The 17,721-nt window shown below is 69.0% G+C and carries 13 protein-coding genes; 4 read left to right on the plus strand and 9 right to left on the minus strand.

What is annotated here, in order from left to right; translation table 11 throughout:
* Positions 1–53: 53 nt before the first annotated feature.
* On the minus strand, positions 54–725 hold the full coding sequence (locus tag ACFYO2_RS41395) for a DUF402 domain-containing protein (protein ID WP_388360335.1): 672 nt from the start codon (positions 723–725) through the stop codon (positions 54–56).
* A gap of 148 nt (positions 726–873) precedes the next feature.
* Between ACFYO2_RS41395 and ACFYO2_RS41400 the strand changes: the two genes are divergently transcribed.
* A complete protein-coding gene (locus ACFYO2_RS41400) occupies positions 874–1,947 on the plus strand; it encodes an AIR synthase-related protein (protein ID WP_388360338.1) in 1,074 nt (357 codons plus the stop codon).
* Between the two features lie 60 nt (positions 1,948–2,007).
* On the opposite strand, the gene ACFYO2_RS41405 is transcribed toward ACFYO2_RS41400, so the two are convergent.
* The 4 genes from ACFYO2_RS41405 to ACFYO2_RS41420 all read right to left on the minus strand — a co-directional run bounded on the left by ACFYO2_RS41405 (position 2,008) and on the right by ACFYO2_RS41420 (position 7,408).
* Positions 2,008–3,816, minus strand: a complete 1,809-nt coding sequence (locus tag ACFYO2_RS41405) for a hypothetical protein (protein ID WP_388360341.1) — start codon at positions 3,814–3,816, stop codon at positions 2,008–2,010.
* Positions 3,782–5,635, minus strand: coding sequence for an amino acid adenylation domain-containing protein (locus ACFYO2_RS41410; RefSeq protein ID WP_388360344.1), 1,854 nt, complete (start codon positions 5,633–5,635; stop codon positions 3,782–3,784). The genes ACFYO2_RS41405 and ACFYO2_RS41410 overlap by 35 nt, the downstream gene beginning before the upstream one ends.
* 88 nt (positions 5,636–5,723) lie before the next feature.
* Entirely contained in the window at positions 5,724–6,065 is a 342-nt protein-coding gene (locus ACFYO2_RS41415; protein WP_388360347.1) for a hypothetical protein, read from the minus strand.
* Positions 6,066–6,175: 110 nt separating this feature from the next.
* Positions 6,176–7,408: a class I SAM-dependent methyltransferase gene (locus ACFYO2_RS41420; protein WP_388360350.1), complete on the minus strand. Its 1,233-nt coding sequence runs from the start codon at positions 7,406–7,408 to the stop codon at positions 6,176–6,178.
* Between the two features lie 1,113 nt (positions 7,409–8,521).
* Between ACFYO2_RS41420 and ACFYO2_RS41425 the strand changes: the two genes are divergently transcribed.
* A complete protein-coding gene (locus ACFYO2_RS41425) occupies positions 8,522–8,929 on the plus strand; it encodes a hypothetical protein (RefSeq protein ID WP_388360353.1) in 408 nt (135 codons plus the stop codon).
* A 507-nt stretch (positions 8,930–9,436) separates the two neighbouring features.
* On the opposite strand, the gene ACFYO2_RS41430 is transcribed toward ACFYO2_RS41425, so the two are convergent.
* The 3 genes from ACFYO2_RS41430 to ACFYO2_RS41440 all read right to left on the minus strand — a co-directional run bounded on the left by ACFYO2_RS41430 (position 9,437) and on the right by ACFYO2_RS41440 (position 13,812).
* On the minus strand, positions 9,437–11,326 hold the full coding sequence (locus ACFYO2_RS41430; RefSeq protein WP_388360356.1) for a propionyl-CoA synthetase: 1,890 nt from the start codon (positions 11,324–11,326) through the stop codon (positions 9,437–9,439).
* A gap of 166 nt (positions 11,327–11,492) precedes the next feature.
* Positions 11,493–12,404: an alpha/beta hydrolase gene (locus ACFYO2_RS41435; protein WP_388360358.1), complete on the minus strand. Its 912-nt coding sequence runs from the start codon at positions 12,402–12,404 to the stop codon at positions 11,493–11,495.
* Positions 12,405–12,849: 445 nt separating this feature from the next.
* Positions 12,850–13,812 carry a LysR family transcriptional regulator gene (locus ACFYO2_RS41440; protein WP_388360361.1) on the minus strand — a complete coding sequence of 321 codons (963 nt, stop codon included), beginning with the start codon at positions 13,810–13,812 and terminating at the stop codon, positions 12,850–12,852.
* Between the two features lie 128 nt (positions 13,813–13,940).
* On the opposite strand from ACFYO2_RS41440, the gene ACFYO2_RS41445 reads away from it, so the two are divergent.
* Both ACFYO2_RS41445 and ACFYO2_RS41450 read left to right on the plus strand, forming a co-directional pair.
* Positions 13,941–15,101: an iron-containing alcohol dehydrogenase gene (locus ACFYO2_RS41445; RefSeq protein ID WP_388360364.1), complete on the plus strand. Its 1,161-nt coding sequence runs from the start codon at positions 13,941–13,943 to the stop codon at positions 15,099–15,101.
* 68 nt (positions 15,102–15,169) lie between these two features.
* Positions 15,170–16,180, plus strand: coding sequence for an enoyl-CoA hydratase/isomerase family protein (locus ACFYO2_RS41450; RefSeq protein ID WP_388360367.1), 1,011 nt, complete (start codon positions 15,170–15,172; stop codon positions 16,178–16,180).
* Positions 16,181–16,614: 434 nt separating this feature from the next.
* On the opposite strand, the gene ACFYO2_RS41455 is transcribed toward ACFYO2_RS41450, so the two are convergent.
* Positions 16,615–17,628: an NADP-dependent oxidoreductase gene (locus tag ACFYO2_RS41455; RefSeq protein ID WP_388360370.1), complete on the minus strand. Its 1,014-nt coding sequence runs from the start codon at positions 17,626–17,628 to the stop codon at positions 16,615–16,617.
* Positions 17,629–17,721: the final 93 nt, after the last annotated feature.

A 17,721-nucleotide genomic window follows, 5' to 3' on the forward strand; every position in this document is an offset into this window, starting at 1 on the left:
ACACGGGATTTGAGCGATCAAGATCTTGTGGATGATTGTCACGTACAGCCACATCAGCGAAATGTTCGCGCCACATTGCCTTCGTGAGCGCGGAGTACGGGGCTGGCGGGTCGAGGCGGCAGTTCAGGAAGCGTCCAGGAGGACGGTGGGGTGAAGTCGCACCAGGTGCCGTCGAAGGGGAAGACACCGCTCTCCGCCAGCCGGGCCACACGGTGCCCCTCGGCTCGGATGTCCTCGGCCTCTCGCGCTGTCCAGTACGACGGATGCCCGGTCTTGGCCGCGAAGGACTCCTCGTCCTTCCACTCCCAGGTACGGTCCGGCCGTACAGTGACATCGAGTTCGAGATCGAGTACGTCGATGCCGTCCGCGTCCCGCCTGCGATGCTCCAGATTGACGTACCAGCCGCTGAAACCGCCGCTGCCGTCGTGCGAGGAGAAGAGCCACCACACCGCGTGCGAGGCGCCGGAGGGCTGGTGGATGAGAGCGTTGCCCCGGTGCCAGCGCCCGGCCTGCAGCGGATATCCGCCGGCCGGCCGTTCCTCCGGGGGGATGTCCCTCAGATGCGCGCCGGACGGCAGTACGGCATGCCACGCCGGCGACCCCACCGCGAGCCACAACAGCAGCCCCTCGGGGCCGGATTCGACGACCCGCACCGCTGTGCAGGTGCTCAGGTGACCACCGAGATACAGGTTCCAGCGAAGGACGCGCCCAGGTTCAATATCCATGCGGATCATGGTGTCAGCGCATTGTTGCAACTCTGTGGCTGATCTTGCGAGTTGAACGAACCCGCACCTAGATTCGGTGATCGCCCCGGGTGCCCACAGTCAGGCCCTTCCGCCTGGCCGTCACAGACTCGAGCACGGGAGACTTCCAGTGACACCAGCCGCAACCACCATCGGTGACCTGCCCGAGAAGGAATTCATCTCCTCCGTCCTGGCACGGTTCGCGGAGACCGCCGAGCGGGACAAGTTCGAGGACTGCCTGGTCATCGAGCTCGGCTCAGACGCTCCTGACCGGCCGGTGGTGGTGCTCAACGTCGACCACCCATCCTATGTACGCGGCAAGTTCCGCGATCTGGCGGACTACCGGTTCTACGGTCGCTGGGTGGCGGCCGCCACCTGTGGTGATGTGATCAGCATGGGGGTGCGTCCCGCCGGATTCGCGGTGGATCTGTCGGCTCCACTCGACCTGGAGGTGACCAAGGTCGAGGCGATCTACGAAGGGCTGCGCGAGGTACTGGACGACTACGGCGCCCGGCTCAGCGGCGGAAACGTCGACGCCAACGCACTCGAGATCGTGGGCATCGCCTGGGGCGTCGGTCGGCACGACCGACTGATCCGCCGGGGCGGCGCAGCCGTGGGCGACCGCATACTGGTCACCTGCGAACTGGGCCGGGGCTGGGCGGGACACCTGATGCAGCGTTTCGGGTTGCGGGCAGACATCGCACCGGAGCTGGCGGAGGAGGCCGACCGCTATCACGACCGGACGCGAGCCCCGATCGAAGCGATTCTCGAATGCGCCGAAGCCGGCTACATCACCTCGGGCATGGACCTCAGTGACGGCCCGTTGGAGTTCTGCCACACCATCGCCCACCGCAACGGGCTGGGGGTCGTCGTGGACGAGAGCGCGCTCGGCACCCATCCGCTGGTGCGCCGTACGGCGGAACTGCTGGACATCCGTCCGGGGTTGCTCGCCCTGGATCCCGGCTACGATTTTCCCTACGCACATGGCTACACGGTGCGGTCCGAGCATCTGGACGACGCCGTCGCCGTCTTCCGGCGTCATGGCAGCGCCTTCACCGTTCTCGGCACGGTGGTGGAAGGCGGTGGCGTACAACTGGCACGCACCGCCGGTGACTTCGTGGGTCTGCCCGAGTTCTGGTCCGACCAGACCGATCACGGCGACGACCGTGTCCAGCGCTGGCGCGACCGGGTTTCCGCTCTCTGAGCCAGCGGGAAGCCGAAGCCGGGCGCCATACCGGCGCGGGTCGCCGTTGAGGCGGCGACCTCAGGCGCTCGCCTGCGGTTGAGGCGTGTGGAAGCCGACTGCATCGAGCCAGTCAACGATCTCCGCAGCCGCCCCGATCGCCGTGTCGTCCAGCGTGTGGCCGCCAGCAGGGAAGCTGCGGAACCGGGAACCGTTCCGCAGCTTCTCCGTGTGCGCCCGCAGGGTCTCACCGTCGCGGTGCCGCCACGGGTTGTCCTTGCCTCCTTCGAGGACCAGCGTGGGCGTACGCAGGTCGGCCAGGCGGTGCAGCGGGGCGCTGTCGACCAGGTCCCGCAAAAATCCCAGCCGGGCCGTGCGGGACAGAAACGGCACCAGCGTGCTGTCGTCGGCCTCCGGATGCCGTTCGAGGATCCGCTCCGGGCTCTCCGGCATGGCGACGTCCGCGCTGAGGCAGGTACCGATGGTCACGAGGACGTCCGCCTCCGCTCCGGCGAGCACGGCGCTGATCGCAGCACTGCTGCCGAGGCTCACGCCGAGCAGGGCGATGGGCAGGTCCGGGGCACTGCGTCGCGCGGCACTGATGTGCTCCGCGAGCCGCGCGGCGACCCGGCTGACGTCCGTGGGGTCGGGATCCGTGAACGGGGCGACCTCGACGACGTCCACGCGCTTCCCGGCCTCCTTGGCGCGCAGCCTGCGCAGCAGAGGGGACGAGTGGAGGGGGGTGCCCCAGCCGTGGCAGACCAGGATGAGTCCGCGGGGGTTCACCGCATCCGGGTGTGCCGCACCGCCCGGGGCGCGCTCCAGCGCGGTCTGCTGCCCGGGGGTGGTCCGGGCGAACCTCGCAGGTGCGGTGTCCAGAGGCTCGACACCGCACTCCGTGGCGAGGAACTCAAAGGTCGCTGCGATAGGGCCCTCGATGAAGGGATATCTGCGGTATGCCTCCTCGACCCCGGTCCGTGACCAGCCACCCTGCCGCAGCAACACGGCGACGTCCGCGAAGAGTTCGAACCATCGCCCGCCGAACAGGGCCGAGTCCAGGAAGGCGTGGTTAGCGAGCAGCCAGGTGTGAGTCAGGAGGTCGACGGTCCTGAACTCCGTACCCGGATGGCCAGAACTCACCGCGTGGTCCAGAATGTCCCGGGTCGGGATGCTGTGCTCGCCTTCCTCGTCCACGTACCCGAGGTCGACATGCAGGTTGATGCTCGACAGGGACCGCACCCCGTTCGCCGTGCGGACGAACTGGCGTTGCGGGAAACAGCGTTCTAGGTCGTCCCCTACGTTGCCGAGCTCGGGCAGCTCCAACAGACGGGCCATCGGGGCGATCCGCCCGTACGAACCTGGCGGGTCCTCCAGGTCCCGGATACCCTGCCGGCCGAGCCGGTAGAACCGCAGGTCCCTGATACCTAGGCCCTTCACGAAGCCGAGCGATTCCAGCAACGCAACGGTCTGAGGAAGCGTGTCGCGATCGACGATCAGGTCCAGGGCGGTGCTCGTCGGGGCCTCGTCGAGCGGCCGTCCGAGCACGGTGTTCAGGAACGGTCCCCTGAAGCCGGCGATGCGGAGGCCATGCGCGTCGAAGGCGCGGGCCACCTCATCCCAGGTCCCGACGCTCTTCTCCGCGATCAGCTTCGAGAGGCGGCGTGCCGTCGCGTAAGGCGCCGCCGCCTCAGCCCCGGTCCGGGCGAGATCGTTCACCCGGAACAGATGGTTCACCCTGCGCTGTTCCGCGCGGTCGTACAGCTCGTCCCAAGAGCAGGGGGGCTCGCCGGGCGCCCGGCCCTCCGCACGGTCACCGATGGCTCTCAGCAGGTAGGCGTCGACGGGATCGAACGCATCACGGCCGTCCAGAAAGGCGCGCTTCAATGTCATGAGCAAGCTCCTTGGCAGTCGGATGGACGAAGATCGAGGCGTCGCCGGATATGTCGAGCGAGAACTCCGCGAGGATGTACTCCTCAACCCGATATGCGGCGGTGGCTGCCGCCAACGAGTCGCCGCCCACGTCGAAGAAGCTGTCGTTCTCGCCGATGTCCTCGATGCCCAGGACCGTGCGGAAGATCGCGAGTACCCGGTCGACGAGCGTGCCGTCCGACGCCGTGCCATCGCGTCCCGCGGGGTCAAACGGCGTCGACTTCTCCTGCTCGTCGATCCACTTCGACAACGCGCCCAGGTCGAGCTTTCCGTGCTCGGTCACCGGCCAGCGCTCGGTGAAGAGGAAGTGCGTCGGCAGCATCGACGCTGGCAGCAGCGCGGCCAGATGGTGGTGCAGCTCAGCCGCCAGCTCGGGCCAGCGGAATACCGGTTGGTCCGTCGGCTCGTCCGGCAGGTCGCTCGTTTGCACGACGGCCACCAGACGGTCGGCCGCACCACGCGCCACGATTCGGGACGTCGTCACACCGGGGTAGCGGTCGAGGGCGTACTCGATCTCGGCGAGCTCGATGCGCACACCGCGGAACTTGACCTGTCGGTCGTTGCGGCCGAGGTATTCGAGTTCGCCGCGGTCGTTCTCCCGGACCAGGTCGCCGGTCCGGTAGACGCGCTCTTCGGGCAGGTGCGGCGGAGCGGAGACGAACGCGGCGGATGTCTCCTCCGGGCGGTTGACGTAGCCGTACGCCAGCCCGATGCCCGCGAGCCAGAGTTCACCGGGGTCTCCGGCCGGTACCGGTCGGCCGTCCGGATCCACGACATGGATACGGATGCCGGTGATGGGGCGCCCGATCGGAACTGTCGCCTCGGCCAGGTCCGTGTCCCGCACGAGATGGGAGGTGACGTCGATGGACGCCTCGGTGGGGCCGTAGAGGTTGTACAGCCGCGCGCTCGGGAACAGCTCTCGCGCCGTGGCGGCCGACGCCGCCCCCAGCGCCTCTCCGCTGGTGGCCACGATCCGCACCGAGCGTGTGGCACCCGGCCTGACCGTCTGCTCGTTGGCCTGGGCGAACGCGGCCAGCATGGATGGTACGAAGTGCAGGACGGTGACCTGTTGCGCGGCGATCAGGTCGTGCAGGTAGCGTCCGTCCAGGTGTCCTCCCGGCTTGGCCAGTACGACGGTGGCCCCGGCAAGAAGCGGGGAGATGAGCTCCCAGAGCGACACGTCGAACGTAGTGGGGGTCTTGTGGAGGACCCGGTCGGCGGGGCCGAGCCCGAACTCTTCCTCCATCCAGACCAGTCGGTTCAACAAGCCGGCATGACCACTGATCACGCCCTTCGGGGTTCCGGTGGATCCCGACGTGTAAAGCAGGTAGCGGAAACCCGCAGGATCCGCGTCGAACTCACCATCCGGGCCGTCCTGTTCGCCGACAGCGCGCGGGTCCACCGCCGGCACGTCGGCGAATGCCGGGTGCGGTGCACCGGCCGCGACGACGACGTCGGGACGCGCGTCGTCGACGATCGACTTGAGCCGCGACAGCGGCTGCTCCGGGTTGACTGGTAGGTAGACGGCGCCGAGCCGGAGCACAGCCAGGATCGTCGTCAGCAGGTCGGCGCCACGGGACAGGGCCACTGCCACCACCGGGGGTCGCTCGCCGCGCGTGACGCGACGCAACTCCTCGGCCAGGCGGGCCGAGCGTACAGTCAGGCTCCGATAGGTGACGTCCCGGCCGTCGTCAAGCACGGCGACCGACTCCGGCCGGAGTGCGCCGTGCGCCAGAATGCGCCCGGCGAGGGTGTCCGGGGTCAGTGGGGCTCTGCTCATTCCGCGCTCCTCAGATCTGGCCGCAGACGTGCGGCGCCCATGCCGATTTCTCGGTGCGGATTTCTTGGTACGAACGTCGGACCCGAGATCAGGAGAGGCTCTCGCCGAGAAGTTCGGCGATGGTTCGCCCGCTCAACAGGTCGTCCGGTGAGACGGTCAACGCTTTGTCGACGGCGGTCTGCACCACCTGCCCAGCGGTGAGCCTCGTGCCGCCGAGAAGCGAGAAGGCGTCGTGCACCCCCACCTGCTCGATCGCCAGCGCCGACAGCGAGGCTCTCGCCAGCGTCCGCTGTCGGCTGGAACTCGCCAGTAGGTAGGCGTCGACGGCGTCCAAGGCGGTCAGGAGCGGCAGCGGCTCGTCGAGGCAGGACACCCCGCCGACGGCCGCGGGCCTGTCCGGCAGCGGCCTCGACCGTGCCAGCCTCAGCACGTCAGCCGCCACACGTCCGGCGCCGTATTCGCTGGGTCACCGTGGCACCGTGCACACCGAGGTCCGGGTACCGCGGACGGCGGGCGACCCGAACGCGTCGTCCGCCCCTATCAGCACGTCAACGCGCCGTGCGGATGGCCGAGGGCGAAGCTGAAGGCGGCTGAGCGTCCCGCTCTTCGGCGGCAGCTCGCGCGATCTCGACGGGACGGGGTCCGGACGACACGGGTCGTGCGGTGAGCCTTCATCCGACACCTCACCGGGCCGTCCGTAGAGCGTCGCGTACGCGGCCCATGAGAGTTCGTCCACGCCCGGATGAGGTATGGCGCGGAATACGGTCGGCCGGCCACTGTTGAGGGCAGTGCGAAGCCTTTCGGGACCGTTCCGTCCGACGGCCATTCGGAGAGCTCGAAGTCCGGACTATCCCTCGGCCTGTCCTTCCCGTGCGGCAGGCGAAGGACGACGTCGTAGCGGAAGCGGTTGCGTTCGTTGTTGAATCGCCCGATCTTGGGCATGACACTGACGTCCAATGCGTGCTCCCTCGCGTACCGGACGAACCATTGGGGCGAAAACAGCAATTCCGGTTCAGTGGCGATCGAGTGATTCAGCCGTTGCCGACGGCGAACACCGGGGCCGATGTCCTGGCCCCGGCCGAGGACGACGGCCATGTGCAGGGCGTCGAGCAGGTCGAAGTTGCGGACATCGCCCACGAAGATCTGCCCTCCGGGCGAGAGGACGTCAAGCGTGATGTCGAGTACCCGACGCAGATAGTCCTGGCTGGGAAAGTACTGGGCCACGGTATCGATCTCACCGCCGCGCAGGTCACCGAGGTCGGTGGCCTCACGGCAGGTGACGTGGACCCGGGCTCCCCGGCGTTTCAGTTCGGCCCGCAGACGTCGGACGGCGACCGACGAGATGTCGGAACCGCTGTAGTGATCGCACTCCTCGATCAGATGCCACAGGAGGAGCCCGGTCCCGCAACCGATCTCGTGGATCCGGCGTCCGCGGAGAGCCCGGATCCGGGCCACCGTGCACTCGACCCAGTCCTTCATCTCCTCGGTGCTGAAGGAATCGCCGGTGACCTTGCTTCGCCAGCTCGAGGTGTCGAACGTTAGGTCGGCGGGCTCGTCGGAGTACGCCTCGTCGAAGACCCTCGCCCACATGTCCACAGTACCGAAGGCAGGCTGACGCGCCGCCGGCGTCGCGGTGGAATCCCGGCGGTCAACCACGTAGAGGACACGCGACGAAACTCCGCCGACACTCCGGCCCACCAACAAAGCGTCTTCAACACGTTTTTCGAGAGTTTCGCCGAGGACCGATTCGGATACTTCCGTCCCACGTGCCAACGCTTCACTCCTAACTCCCTGTGAAGGAGGGTGGATTGCTGCCGGAAAGCCCTTGCTCGTTGGATGAACCGACGGTCGCACAGGGGATTTCAGCGATCAAGATCTTGCCGATGATTGTCACGTACAGCCACATCCGCGCAACGTTCGTGCCACATTGCGAATGCCGCTCGCTGCCGGGGAGTGACTACCGCCGGCGCCTTGACGCCTGACCCGGCTGTGGAGGTGTGGGTTCGGCAGCAGGGGCAGGGCCAGGGCGCTGGGCAGCCTGGCGAGGTGCGGCGATCGGAGCGGGAAGGTCGGCAAGCCGCCGGAGCCGCCAGACTAGGACCTCGCTGACGGACCCCGCTGTGGACAGTTCCCGCGAGTCCACGGCCTGCTTCAGAAGCGCGGCGGCGTTGCGCCCGGCCTGTTCCGCCTCCTGGAGACTGGCTGCCAGGGCGGGCCAGCCCGGCTCGTCCTGGAGCCGTCGGGCCACCTCCGGCGGCAGCACGGACAGGACGGTCCGCGCGTGCCTGCGCTGTAGCGGAGCGGGGAGGCGCTGCCCGTTCGCGTGCATCACCGCCATGGGCGCCTGGGCCGCCGCTGTAGGCGGCACGGAGGTGTTCAGCGGTGCGTTGGGAGGCTTCGGCCTGCTGTGCGTGGCCGCGCGCGGCGTACCAGCGGGCGGCGGCGATGGCGGCTAGGAGCAGGACGTCCAGGACCACGGCGGTGGCGGTCCCGTCTGGGCCGCGACCGAGGGCGGGGCCGGAGTGGATGATCTGGCGGGCCGCGCGGCGCAAGCCCTGCATCTGCGCGTCACGGGCCTGGATGTGGGAGCGGGTGGCACGCTCGAAATACCGTGCAGCGTCTCGCGGTTCGGTGCGGGTGTACGCGGGCGAGGTCTGGACGAGCGCGTCGAGGACCTCGCCGACCCCCTTCATGTGGGCGGCGACCGTCCCGTCGTCGGCGGAGCCTATCGCCACCAGGACGTTCTCGGTAGCCTCGGTGGCGAACAGGCGGGCCCGGGCGGGCGCCGACCGGCCGAAGGGCGTTGCGGGGGTGGGGTGTTCGGCCTCGGTGGCGGTGTGCGTGAACCGCTTGCGGATCTTGGGCAGGGACAGGTCGGGTGCGAGTGTGGAGTCGGCGAACCAGATGGGTTCCTGGTCGCCGTTGCGGTCACCGGGCATCGCGGCCGCCGCGGAGGACACCTCGGGCACCCGGATCCCGCGCAAGTCCCGGCACATCGTCGACTACGCGCCGGGCGTGGTCGTCGACCGCGCCACCGGGACCACCCCGCCCGCCGCGGCCCTCCTCCAGCCCGGCGACCTGGTGCTGTTCAACGCCGACTCCAGTGACGACGGGGTCAGCCCGACCGTCGACCACGTCGGCATCTACCTGGGTCTCGACGACGGCGGCAAACGCCGCTTCTTCTCCAGCCACAAGACGGTCAACGGGCCCACCATGTCCGACCTGGGCGGCGAGTCTCTGCTCGACGGCTCGGGGACATACGCCAAGACACTGCACACCGTGCGCCGTATCTGAGCCGGGTCAGGAGCCACTCAGCCGACGTCGGCCTCTGAGCGTTCTGGTTGCCCCGGGGGAGCCCTGTAGATGGCCCGCGGCGTAGGCAGGGCTCGGACCCTCCATTCGGGCCCTGCCACGCCGCGGTGGTCGACCTCAGCAGGATGTCGGAGCGAGGTAGTTCAGCACCAGGAGGCCCAGACTCCGTAGCTCCCGACGGCGGCAACATCGCTGATGAGGAGGCCGCTCCCGGCCCAGCGGACGCGGACACGCACTCGGCGCCCTTGCCCGCCCCGGCCGCGCAGCCAGGCAGCACCGGCAGCACCGGCCGGACCGCCGCTCACTCTGCGAGTCCCCGCGGGCCCACAGGGGGGCCAGGAGCATGGAGCGCGGTCCCAGCGATGCGGCGGAGCGTCGCAGGACCCGCCACCGGACACGTCCCCAGGTACCTCCGCCCTCGGAACGGGCCGTACCGCGCGGAGTCCGTGGACGCGCTCGCCCACCGTCGGCCAGGGCCCTGTCGCCCGATCACGGGGTGTGACCGGCGCGGCGGAGAACCGGGCGCAGGACCTCGATGACGCCTGGGTCGTCCACCGTGGACGGGATGGGTTCGTCGCGGCCGTCGGCGATGCCGCGCATCGTCTTGCGCAGGATCTTGCCCGAGCGGGTCTTGGGCAGGGCGGCCACGACCGTGACGTCCCTGAGGGAGGCGACGGCGCCGATGCGCTCGCGTACGAGCTGGACGAGTTCGGCCTCGACCTGGCTCGGTTCGCGGGCTGCGCCGGCCTTCAGGACGACGAAGCCGCGCGGGATCTGTCCCTTGAGTTCGTCGGCGACGCCGATGACGGCGCATTCGGCGACGTCGGGGTGGGTGGCCAGGGCCTCTTCCATGCTGCCGGTGGACAGACGGTGTCCGGCGACGTTGATGACGTCGTCGGTGCGGCCCATGACGAAGACGTAGCCGTCGTCGTCGATGTGGCCGCTGTCGCCGGTGAGGTAGTAGCCGTCATAGGCGGAGAGATAGGAGGCGACGTAGCGGTCGTCGTCCTGCCAGAGAGTGGGGAGGGCGCCGGGCGGCAGAGGGAGCCTCACGACGATCGCGCCGTCCACGCCCGCGGGCGCCTCCTCGCCCGAGGGGTCGAGGACGCGGACGTCCCAGCCCGGCAGCGGGCGGGTCGGGGAGCCCGGCTTGAGGGGAGCGGCCTCGATGCCCACCGGGTTGGCGACGATGGGCCACCCAGTCTCGGTCTGCCACCAGTGGTCGATCACCGGGACGCCCAGCAGGTCGCTCGCCCAGTGATAGGTCTCGGGGTCGAGGCGCTCGCCGGCCAGGAAGAGATAGCGCAGGTGGGAGAGGTCGTAGTCCGCGGTGAGCGTCCCCGTGGGGTCCTCCTTGCGGATGGCCCGGAAGGCGGTGGGCGCCGTGAACATGGTCTTGGCCCGGTACTCGGCGGCGACGCGCCAGAACTGGCCCGCGTCCGGTGTGCCGACCGGCTTGCCTTCGTACAGGACCGTCGTGGCGCCGGCCAGCAGGGGCGCGTAGACGATGTAGGAGTGCCCGACGACCCAGCCGACGTCGGAGCCGGTGAACATCGTCTCGCCGGGGCCCACGTCGTACACGGCGTCCATCGACCAGTGCAGGGCGACCGCGTAGCCGCCGCAGTCACGTACGACTCCCTTGGGCTTTCCGGTCGTTCCGGACGTGTAGAGGATGTACAGGGGATCGGTGGCGGCGACGGGAACGCAGTCGGCCGGCGACGCGGCGGCGACCAGCTCGGCCCAGTCGAGATCGTCCGGCCCCAGCGCGGCCGGCTCCTGCGGGCGTTGCAGGATCACGCTCGTCTCCGGCTTGTGGACGGCGAGCTCGATGGCCCGGTCGAGCAGGGGCTTGTAGGCGATGACACGCTTGCCCTCGATACCGCAGGAGGCGGAGACGACCACCTTGGGGGCGGCGTCGTCGATGCGGAGGGCGAGTTCGTGCGGGGCGAACCCGCCGAAGACGACCGAGTGGACCGCGCCGATGCGCGCGCAGGCCAGCATCGCGACGGCGGCCTCGGGGACCATCGGCATGTAGATCACCACGCGGTCGCCGTGCCCCACGCCGAGCTGTGCGAGCGCTCCGGCGAAGGCCGCCACCTCGTTGCGCAGCTGGGCGTAGGTGTAGGTGCGGCGGGTGTCGGTCACGGGGCAGTCATAGACGAGCGCGGGTTGTTCGCCTCGGCCGGCTTCGACGTGCCGGTCGAGCGCGTTGAAACAGACGTTGAGCCGCCCGTCGGGAAACCAGCGGTAGAAGGGTGCGCTCGAGGAGTCCAGGGCGCGGTGCGGAGTGACATCCCAGTCGATGCCCTCTGCCGCCTTCAGCCAGAAGCTCTCCGGGTCCTCGGTACTGGCGCGGAAGACATCCTCGTACGTTCCCATCGCGCACTCCTTTGTGGCATCGAGGGACGGTGGTGGGGCTGCGTGCGGAACCGTGTCGGACACAAGTACCGTATGCCGGACGGCATGGTCGAGCAGGATGCCGGAGTCCGCCGCGCCGGTCACCGATATCGCGGTGGTCGGCCCGGCCGTCAGGCGCAGCTTTCGCTCACGCGCCGAGGTGCTTGCGGAGCCACTGACCCATCTGCTGGATCGCCCGGTCCACCTCGGGTACGCGTCCCGCGCCCAGGACGAACGAGTGCTGTCCTTCGGGCATCGAGTGGACCTCGGTGGTGACCTTGAAGTCCGCGAGTCGGCGTCCGAGCTGGGCGCCGTCGTCGGCGAGGGTCTCGTACTCGCCGTAATAGACGATCGTGGGCGGCAGGCCGGTCAGGTCGGCGTTCACGAGGCTGATCTGCGGGTCGGCGAAGTCCACTCCGGGCTCCTGCAGCCAGGCTCCCCGGAAGAGCTCGAGGGTGTTCCTGCTGAGCATCTTGTCGTTCTCTTCGTTCGCGTCCACCGACGCGTTCTGGATGGTGAGATCGGTCCACGGCGAGACGCTGACGATCGCGCCCGGGGCCGCCTCGCCCTTGGCGATCAGACGCAGCGGGAGCATCACCGCGAGGGTGCCGCCGATCGAGTGGCCGGTGCTGCCGATGTTCTGAGGCTGGTAGCCCTGCGAGAGCAGCCAACGGTAGGCGGTCTCGGCGTCGTCGAGCTGCGCGGGGTAGGGGTGTTCGGGCGCGAGGCGGAAGTCCACGACGAGGGAGCGGGCGCCGGCCGCCTTCGCGATGTGGCCGGCGGCCTTGCGGTCCGAGTGCATCGAGGCGGTGACCGATCCGCCGAAGTGGAAGTGGAGCAGCGCCTTGTCGGGGGCGGCGCCCTCGGGGATGGCCCACAGGGCGGGGACGCCGTCCGCGTCCACCTCGGCGTAGGTGACGCCTTCCGGCTCGGTCGACGCCTTGTGGTTCGAGTCGACGATGTCCCGGATGACGGCCAGGTCGAGGCCGGGTGTCGACGACTTCGCGCTCACACTCGCGAGGAACTCCGCGAACTCGTGCGCCTCTGGGCTCACTCCCATGGTGGTGCTCCTTCTCTCCTTCTCAGGCGGGTGCCGTGCCGGGTTCCCCTGCGGCATCCGGGTTGTGCTGGTCATGACGCTACTTGCTGAGTATAGGAAAGTAAACTCAGATGAGGTTGGAATCATCCCATGGATGCGAGGAGGCTCTTCCGGGGCATCGGTGGGAGCGATGCGGGCGATCCTGCTCCCGCGCCAGGTCTGGTGCGGCTCGTCTCACGGGAGTGCTCGCGGAGACTGCATCTGATCTGGGTCGAAGCGGTTGCATCGACCACCTCGTCGGCTGGGCCGCCCACGAGCCCGACCTCACCTCCAGGCCGTCAACGCGGCGACGACACCTGCGGGGAGCCCCGAGGTGTCCCAATTCCCAACTCGGCGCCGCCTGTTGAATCGCCGTACACGAGGGTGTGATCGGCGCGCGTTCACGGCACCGGAAGCTCCTTGGCGGTCACTCCGGGAGCAGTTCGGCGGCCCGTTCGGCGACCTCATGCCGAAGGGCGGTCCACAGGGCGCGTACGGCAGGGTGCGTCACGGCCTCGCGGCGGACGGCCAGGGTGATGGGGAGCCGGATGTCGATCTCGTCGGCGAGGAGCCGGCGCAGCTGCGTCCGCTGGGTCAGGAAGGCCGGCAGGACGCCGATGCCGGCTCCTTGCTGGGTGGCTTCGAGCTGGGCGAAGACGTTCGTCGAGGAGAATGCCGGGGTCATTCCGGGAAGGTGGCGTTCGATGTCGAGGTCGCCGACCTGCAGCATCGACTCGATGTAGAAGATGAGCGGGTGCTCGCGCAGCTCGGCCACCGTCTCCGGCCGGCCGTACTTGGTGAGGTAGTCGTCACAGGCGTAGAGACCCAGCGTGTAGTCGGTGAGGTGCTCGGTCACCAGGCGGCTGCTGGAGGGAACGCCGATGACGAGAGCGAGATCGAAACCGGACGGGCGCAGGGCGAGCTGCCGTGTCGCGGTGATGAGTTCGACCTGGAGCTGAGGGTGTTGGCGGCGCACCCGCACGAGGGCGGGTGTGGCGAAGGTGGTGCCGAAGCCGTCGGGCGCGCTGACGCGCACCGTACCGCGCAGGGACGGCGAGTCCTGGCCCGCCACGGTGTCGACGACGCGGTCGATGGCCTCCTCGATCGCGCGGGCGTTCTCCGAGACGGCTCGTCCGATGTCCGTCAGCGTCCATCCTTCCGTGCCGCGTTCGATGAGGCGCAGGCCGATGCTCTTCTCCAATGCGGCGATACGGCGTGACACGGTGGTGTGGTCCACGCCGAGTGCGTCGGCGGCTGTCACCAGACGTCCGGTACGGGACACCGCGAGCAGGTAGCGCAGATCGTCCGCCCGGAGTTTGCGCGGATCGACGGAGCGATGGGAGTCGGCCGGCCGCGGGGCGGGGTTCTCATCCTGGGAGCGGGGGTGCACGGCCCGACCATATCTGCGTTTCTGCACAGTGGCTGTGCGCTATTGGTGGTTGATTGCACACGGCCCCGGACCGCACAGTCAGGGCAGCGGGCGCGACATGCCCCGTTGTTCTTGCCGAAAGGGCCGCCATGGTCGCCAGCCTTTCCCTCCCGCGGATCCTGCGCGTCGGCGGCGGTGCCGTCGGCGCACTGGGCGACGTCATCACGGGGCTGGGACTGCGCCGCCCGCTGCTGGTGACGGACGCGTTCCTCGCCGGAACCGGTGCGGCGGAACGACTGACGGCGACGCTGAGGGATGCCGGAGTGCAGCCGCGCCTCTTCGCCGGCACCGTCCCGGATCCGACGACCGACTCGCTCGACGCGGGCCTGACCGTGCTGCGGGAACACGGGGCGGACTCGGTGATCGGATTCGGCGGCGGCAGCCCGATGGACACCGCCAAGGCCCTCAGTTTGTTGGGCGTCCAGGGCGGCCGGATGCGGGACTACAAGGCCCCGCACACCAACCACGGCCCGGCGCTCCCGGTGATCGCGGTCCCGACGACCGCGGGCAGTGGCTCGGAGGCCACCCAGTTCACCATCATCACCGACAGCGCCACGGACGAGAAGATGCTCTGTCCGGGGCCGGCGTTTCTGCCGGTCGCCGCCGTCGTCGACTTCGAACTGACTTTGTCGATGCCGGCCCGGCTGACCGCTAACACCGGCGTCGATGCGCTCACACATGCCGTCGAGGCCTACGTGAGCCGCAAGGCCAATCCGTTCTCCGACGGCCTTGCTCTGAACGCGATCCGGACCATCGGTCACCACCTTCGCCGCGTCTACACCGATGGGGGAGACCTCAAGGCTCGCGAGGCGATGATGCTCGCCGCGACCCAGGCCGGCATCGCCTTCTCCAACTCCAGCGTGGCGCTGGTGCACGGCATGAGCCGCCCGATCGGCGCTCACTTCCACGTCGCCCACGGTCTGTCGAACGCGATGCTCTTCCCCGCGGTGACCGCGTTCTCCGCGCCCGCCGCCGAGAGCCGGTACGCCGACTGCGCCCGCGCCCTCGGAGCCGCCACCGACGGCGACAGCAACGCCTTGGCCGCCGGTAAGCTCGTCGAGGCGCTCCGAGCCCTGTGCCAGGATCTTGAGGTGCCCACCCCTCAAGCCCACGGCATCGACAAGGACGAGTGGTTCCGCCTGTTGCCCCTCATGGCCGAGCAGGCGCTCGCGTCCGGATCCCCCGCCAACAACCCCGTCGTACCCACCGTGGTCGAGATCCAGGATCTCTACGCGCAGATCTACGCCTGACACCCGGCGAGTGAGGAAACCCTGATGGCCAGGACAGCCAGGTCCGCGCGGAGACGAGATGACGACCGATGACTGATACCGCCGCGGCCGAGGTTCTCGCCGACGTCCACCGGGGCGTCGGCCGGATCCTTGTGAACCGGCCCAAGGCGCTCAACGCCCTGACGACAGGCATGGTCGCCGCCATCGACCGTGCGCTCGCCGGGTGGGAGCACATACCGTTGTCCGCTGTGGTGCTCGCCAGTACCAGCGCGAAGGCGTTCTGCGCCGGCGGGGACATCCGCACGATCCGCGAGCACAGCCTCGCCGGGGATGCCGAGGCCAGCGAGCGGTTCTTCGCCTCCGAGTACCGGCTCAACGCCCGGATCGCCGAGTATCCCGTTCCGATCGTGTCGCTGATCGACGGCCTGTGCATGGGCGGCGGCCTCGGTCTGTCCGTCCACGGCATGTTCCGCGTCGTCACCGAGCGCGCGGTGCTGGCGATGCCCGAGACCGGGATCGGGTTCTTTCCCGACGTCGGGGCCGGCTACTTTCTGCCTAGGCTGCCCGGCGCGATCGGCATGTACCTGGGACTGACCGGGCACCGACTCGATGCGGCCGACGCCCTGTACGCGGGGCTGGCCACGCACTTCGTCCCCGCGGACGGGCTCGAGGCGGTCGGGGAGGCCCTGACCGACAACCCAGGTGACCCGGTGGACGTCGTCCTGAACCGCCTTGCCGGCCGCTCCCCGGTCGCGGAGAGCAGGCTGGCGGAGGTACGCGGGGATGTGGACTGGGCGTTCGGCGCGCCGACCCTCGGCGAGATCGAGAAACGCCTGCGCCACCTCGACACCCCGTGGGCGGCAGCCGCGCTGGCTGCCCTGGAGTCCGCATCGCCGCAGAGCCTGGAGATCACTCACGCTCTGCTGGCCCGGGGCAGGCAGCGCACGTTGCGCGAATGCCTCGACGCCGAACTCGCCCTCACGCGCACCACTATCCGCACCTCGGACTTCCTGGAGGGCGTCCGCGCCGCTCTGGTCGACAAGGACCGCACCCCCAACTGGCGACGTGCGTCGCTCGGCGGACCGACGCTGCCGTCCTGAGCAAGTCCGCCGTGAGCAGGACTTTTCAACGAGACGGGAGCGCGGGCCCCGCCGACTGGTTGTCTCGTGCGCGGGAGCGGAAGGCGCTTTGGTCAGTCATGCGTCCGTCGTGAGCGTCGAGAGCTGCGAGCCGTCGGTGCGTGTCGCCCGACCTGGCAAATCCTCGTCTCTCTGCCCGGGCGAACTCAGGCGGGCGTGGCGGTTCGTCCGGCGTGATCACTCTCCTGACACCCAGCGGATGCGGGGCCTTGACCAGGGCTCGGGGCGCCGTAGAGCCGTGTGGAGCGCTGTGTCGCGAGCCATTTGGCGGGCGGAATGGCATCGAGACGCCTACAGCGTCGGCTCTCGGCGACCGTAGTCGACATTGGATCGCCGACGTTGTCGTCGCCCCTCGGGTGACCGTGCCGGACGGAGGGGCTGTGGCCGGCACGGTCTCAGTCGTTGTCGGGCACCATCGAGACCACGACTTTGCCGGCCTTGGTGCGGCCCTGCTCGACGTGTGCCATCGCCTTGAGTGTCTGGTCGAACGGGAAGGTGCTGTCGATGACCGGGCGGAGCTTCCCGCTGTCGTAGAGGGCGCCGAGTTTGCGCAGCTGGGAGCCGTCGGCCTGCATGAAGAAGAACTGGTAGCGCACCCCCAGTGCCTTGGCCTGCTTGCGGATCTTGCGGCTGAGTACGTTCATGACCACGCCCATGAACGATGGGGCTCCGAGCTGCTTGGCGAAGCCGGCGTCCGGCGGGCCGACGACGCTGATGGCCAGGCCGCCGGGCTTCAGCACGGTCAGCGACTTCTCGAGGTTCGCTCCACCCAGGGAGTCCAGCACCAGGTCGTAGCCGGACAGCACCTTCGAGAAGTCCTCCTTGGTGTAGTCGACGACGACGTCGGCGCCGAGGCTCCTGACCAGCTTCTCCGTGTCGGTATTCGTGGTCGTGGCGACCGTGGCGCCGAGGTGCTTGGCGAGCTGGATGACTGTCGAGCCGAGGCCGCCGGCACCGGCGTGGATGAGTACCTTCTGACCCGGCTTCACATGGGCGCGGTCAACGAGAACCTGCCAGGCGGCCAGGGCCACCAGCGGCACTGCGGCTGCCTCTTGGAGGGTGAGGGAGGTCGGCTTGGGCGCGACGTCGTCCATGTCGATCGCGATGAACTCCGCGAAGCCTCCGATCCGCAGGTCGCGCGGACGGGCGTAGACCTCGTCGCCGACTTTGAGGCCGTGTACGGCGGAGCCGACCCGTGTCACGATTCCGGCCACGTCGTGGCCGAGCACGAACGGTAGCTTGTACTTCAGGAGCTGTTTGAACTCCCCGTTGCGGACCATTTTGTCCAGCGGGTTGATGCTGGCGGCGCTCACTTTGACCAGGACGTCGCGGTCTCCGACGGTGGGCTCGGGAACCTCTGCGGCGCGTGCGCCGTCCTTGCCGTACTTCTCGACGACGAATGCCTTCATGCCGGCCGCCTTTCCATGTGGGTGTTTCTGGTGGTGTCGATTGATTCTTCGCGCAGGTCCCCCTGCGCGCCCGTTTCTCGCGTGCGGCCGGGT

This window comes from Streptomyces sp. NPDC006602 (genome assembly GCF_042870385.1).
Taxonomy (GTDB): domain Bacteria; phylum Actinomycetota; class Actinomycetes; order Streptomycetales; family Streptomycetaceae; genus Streptomyces.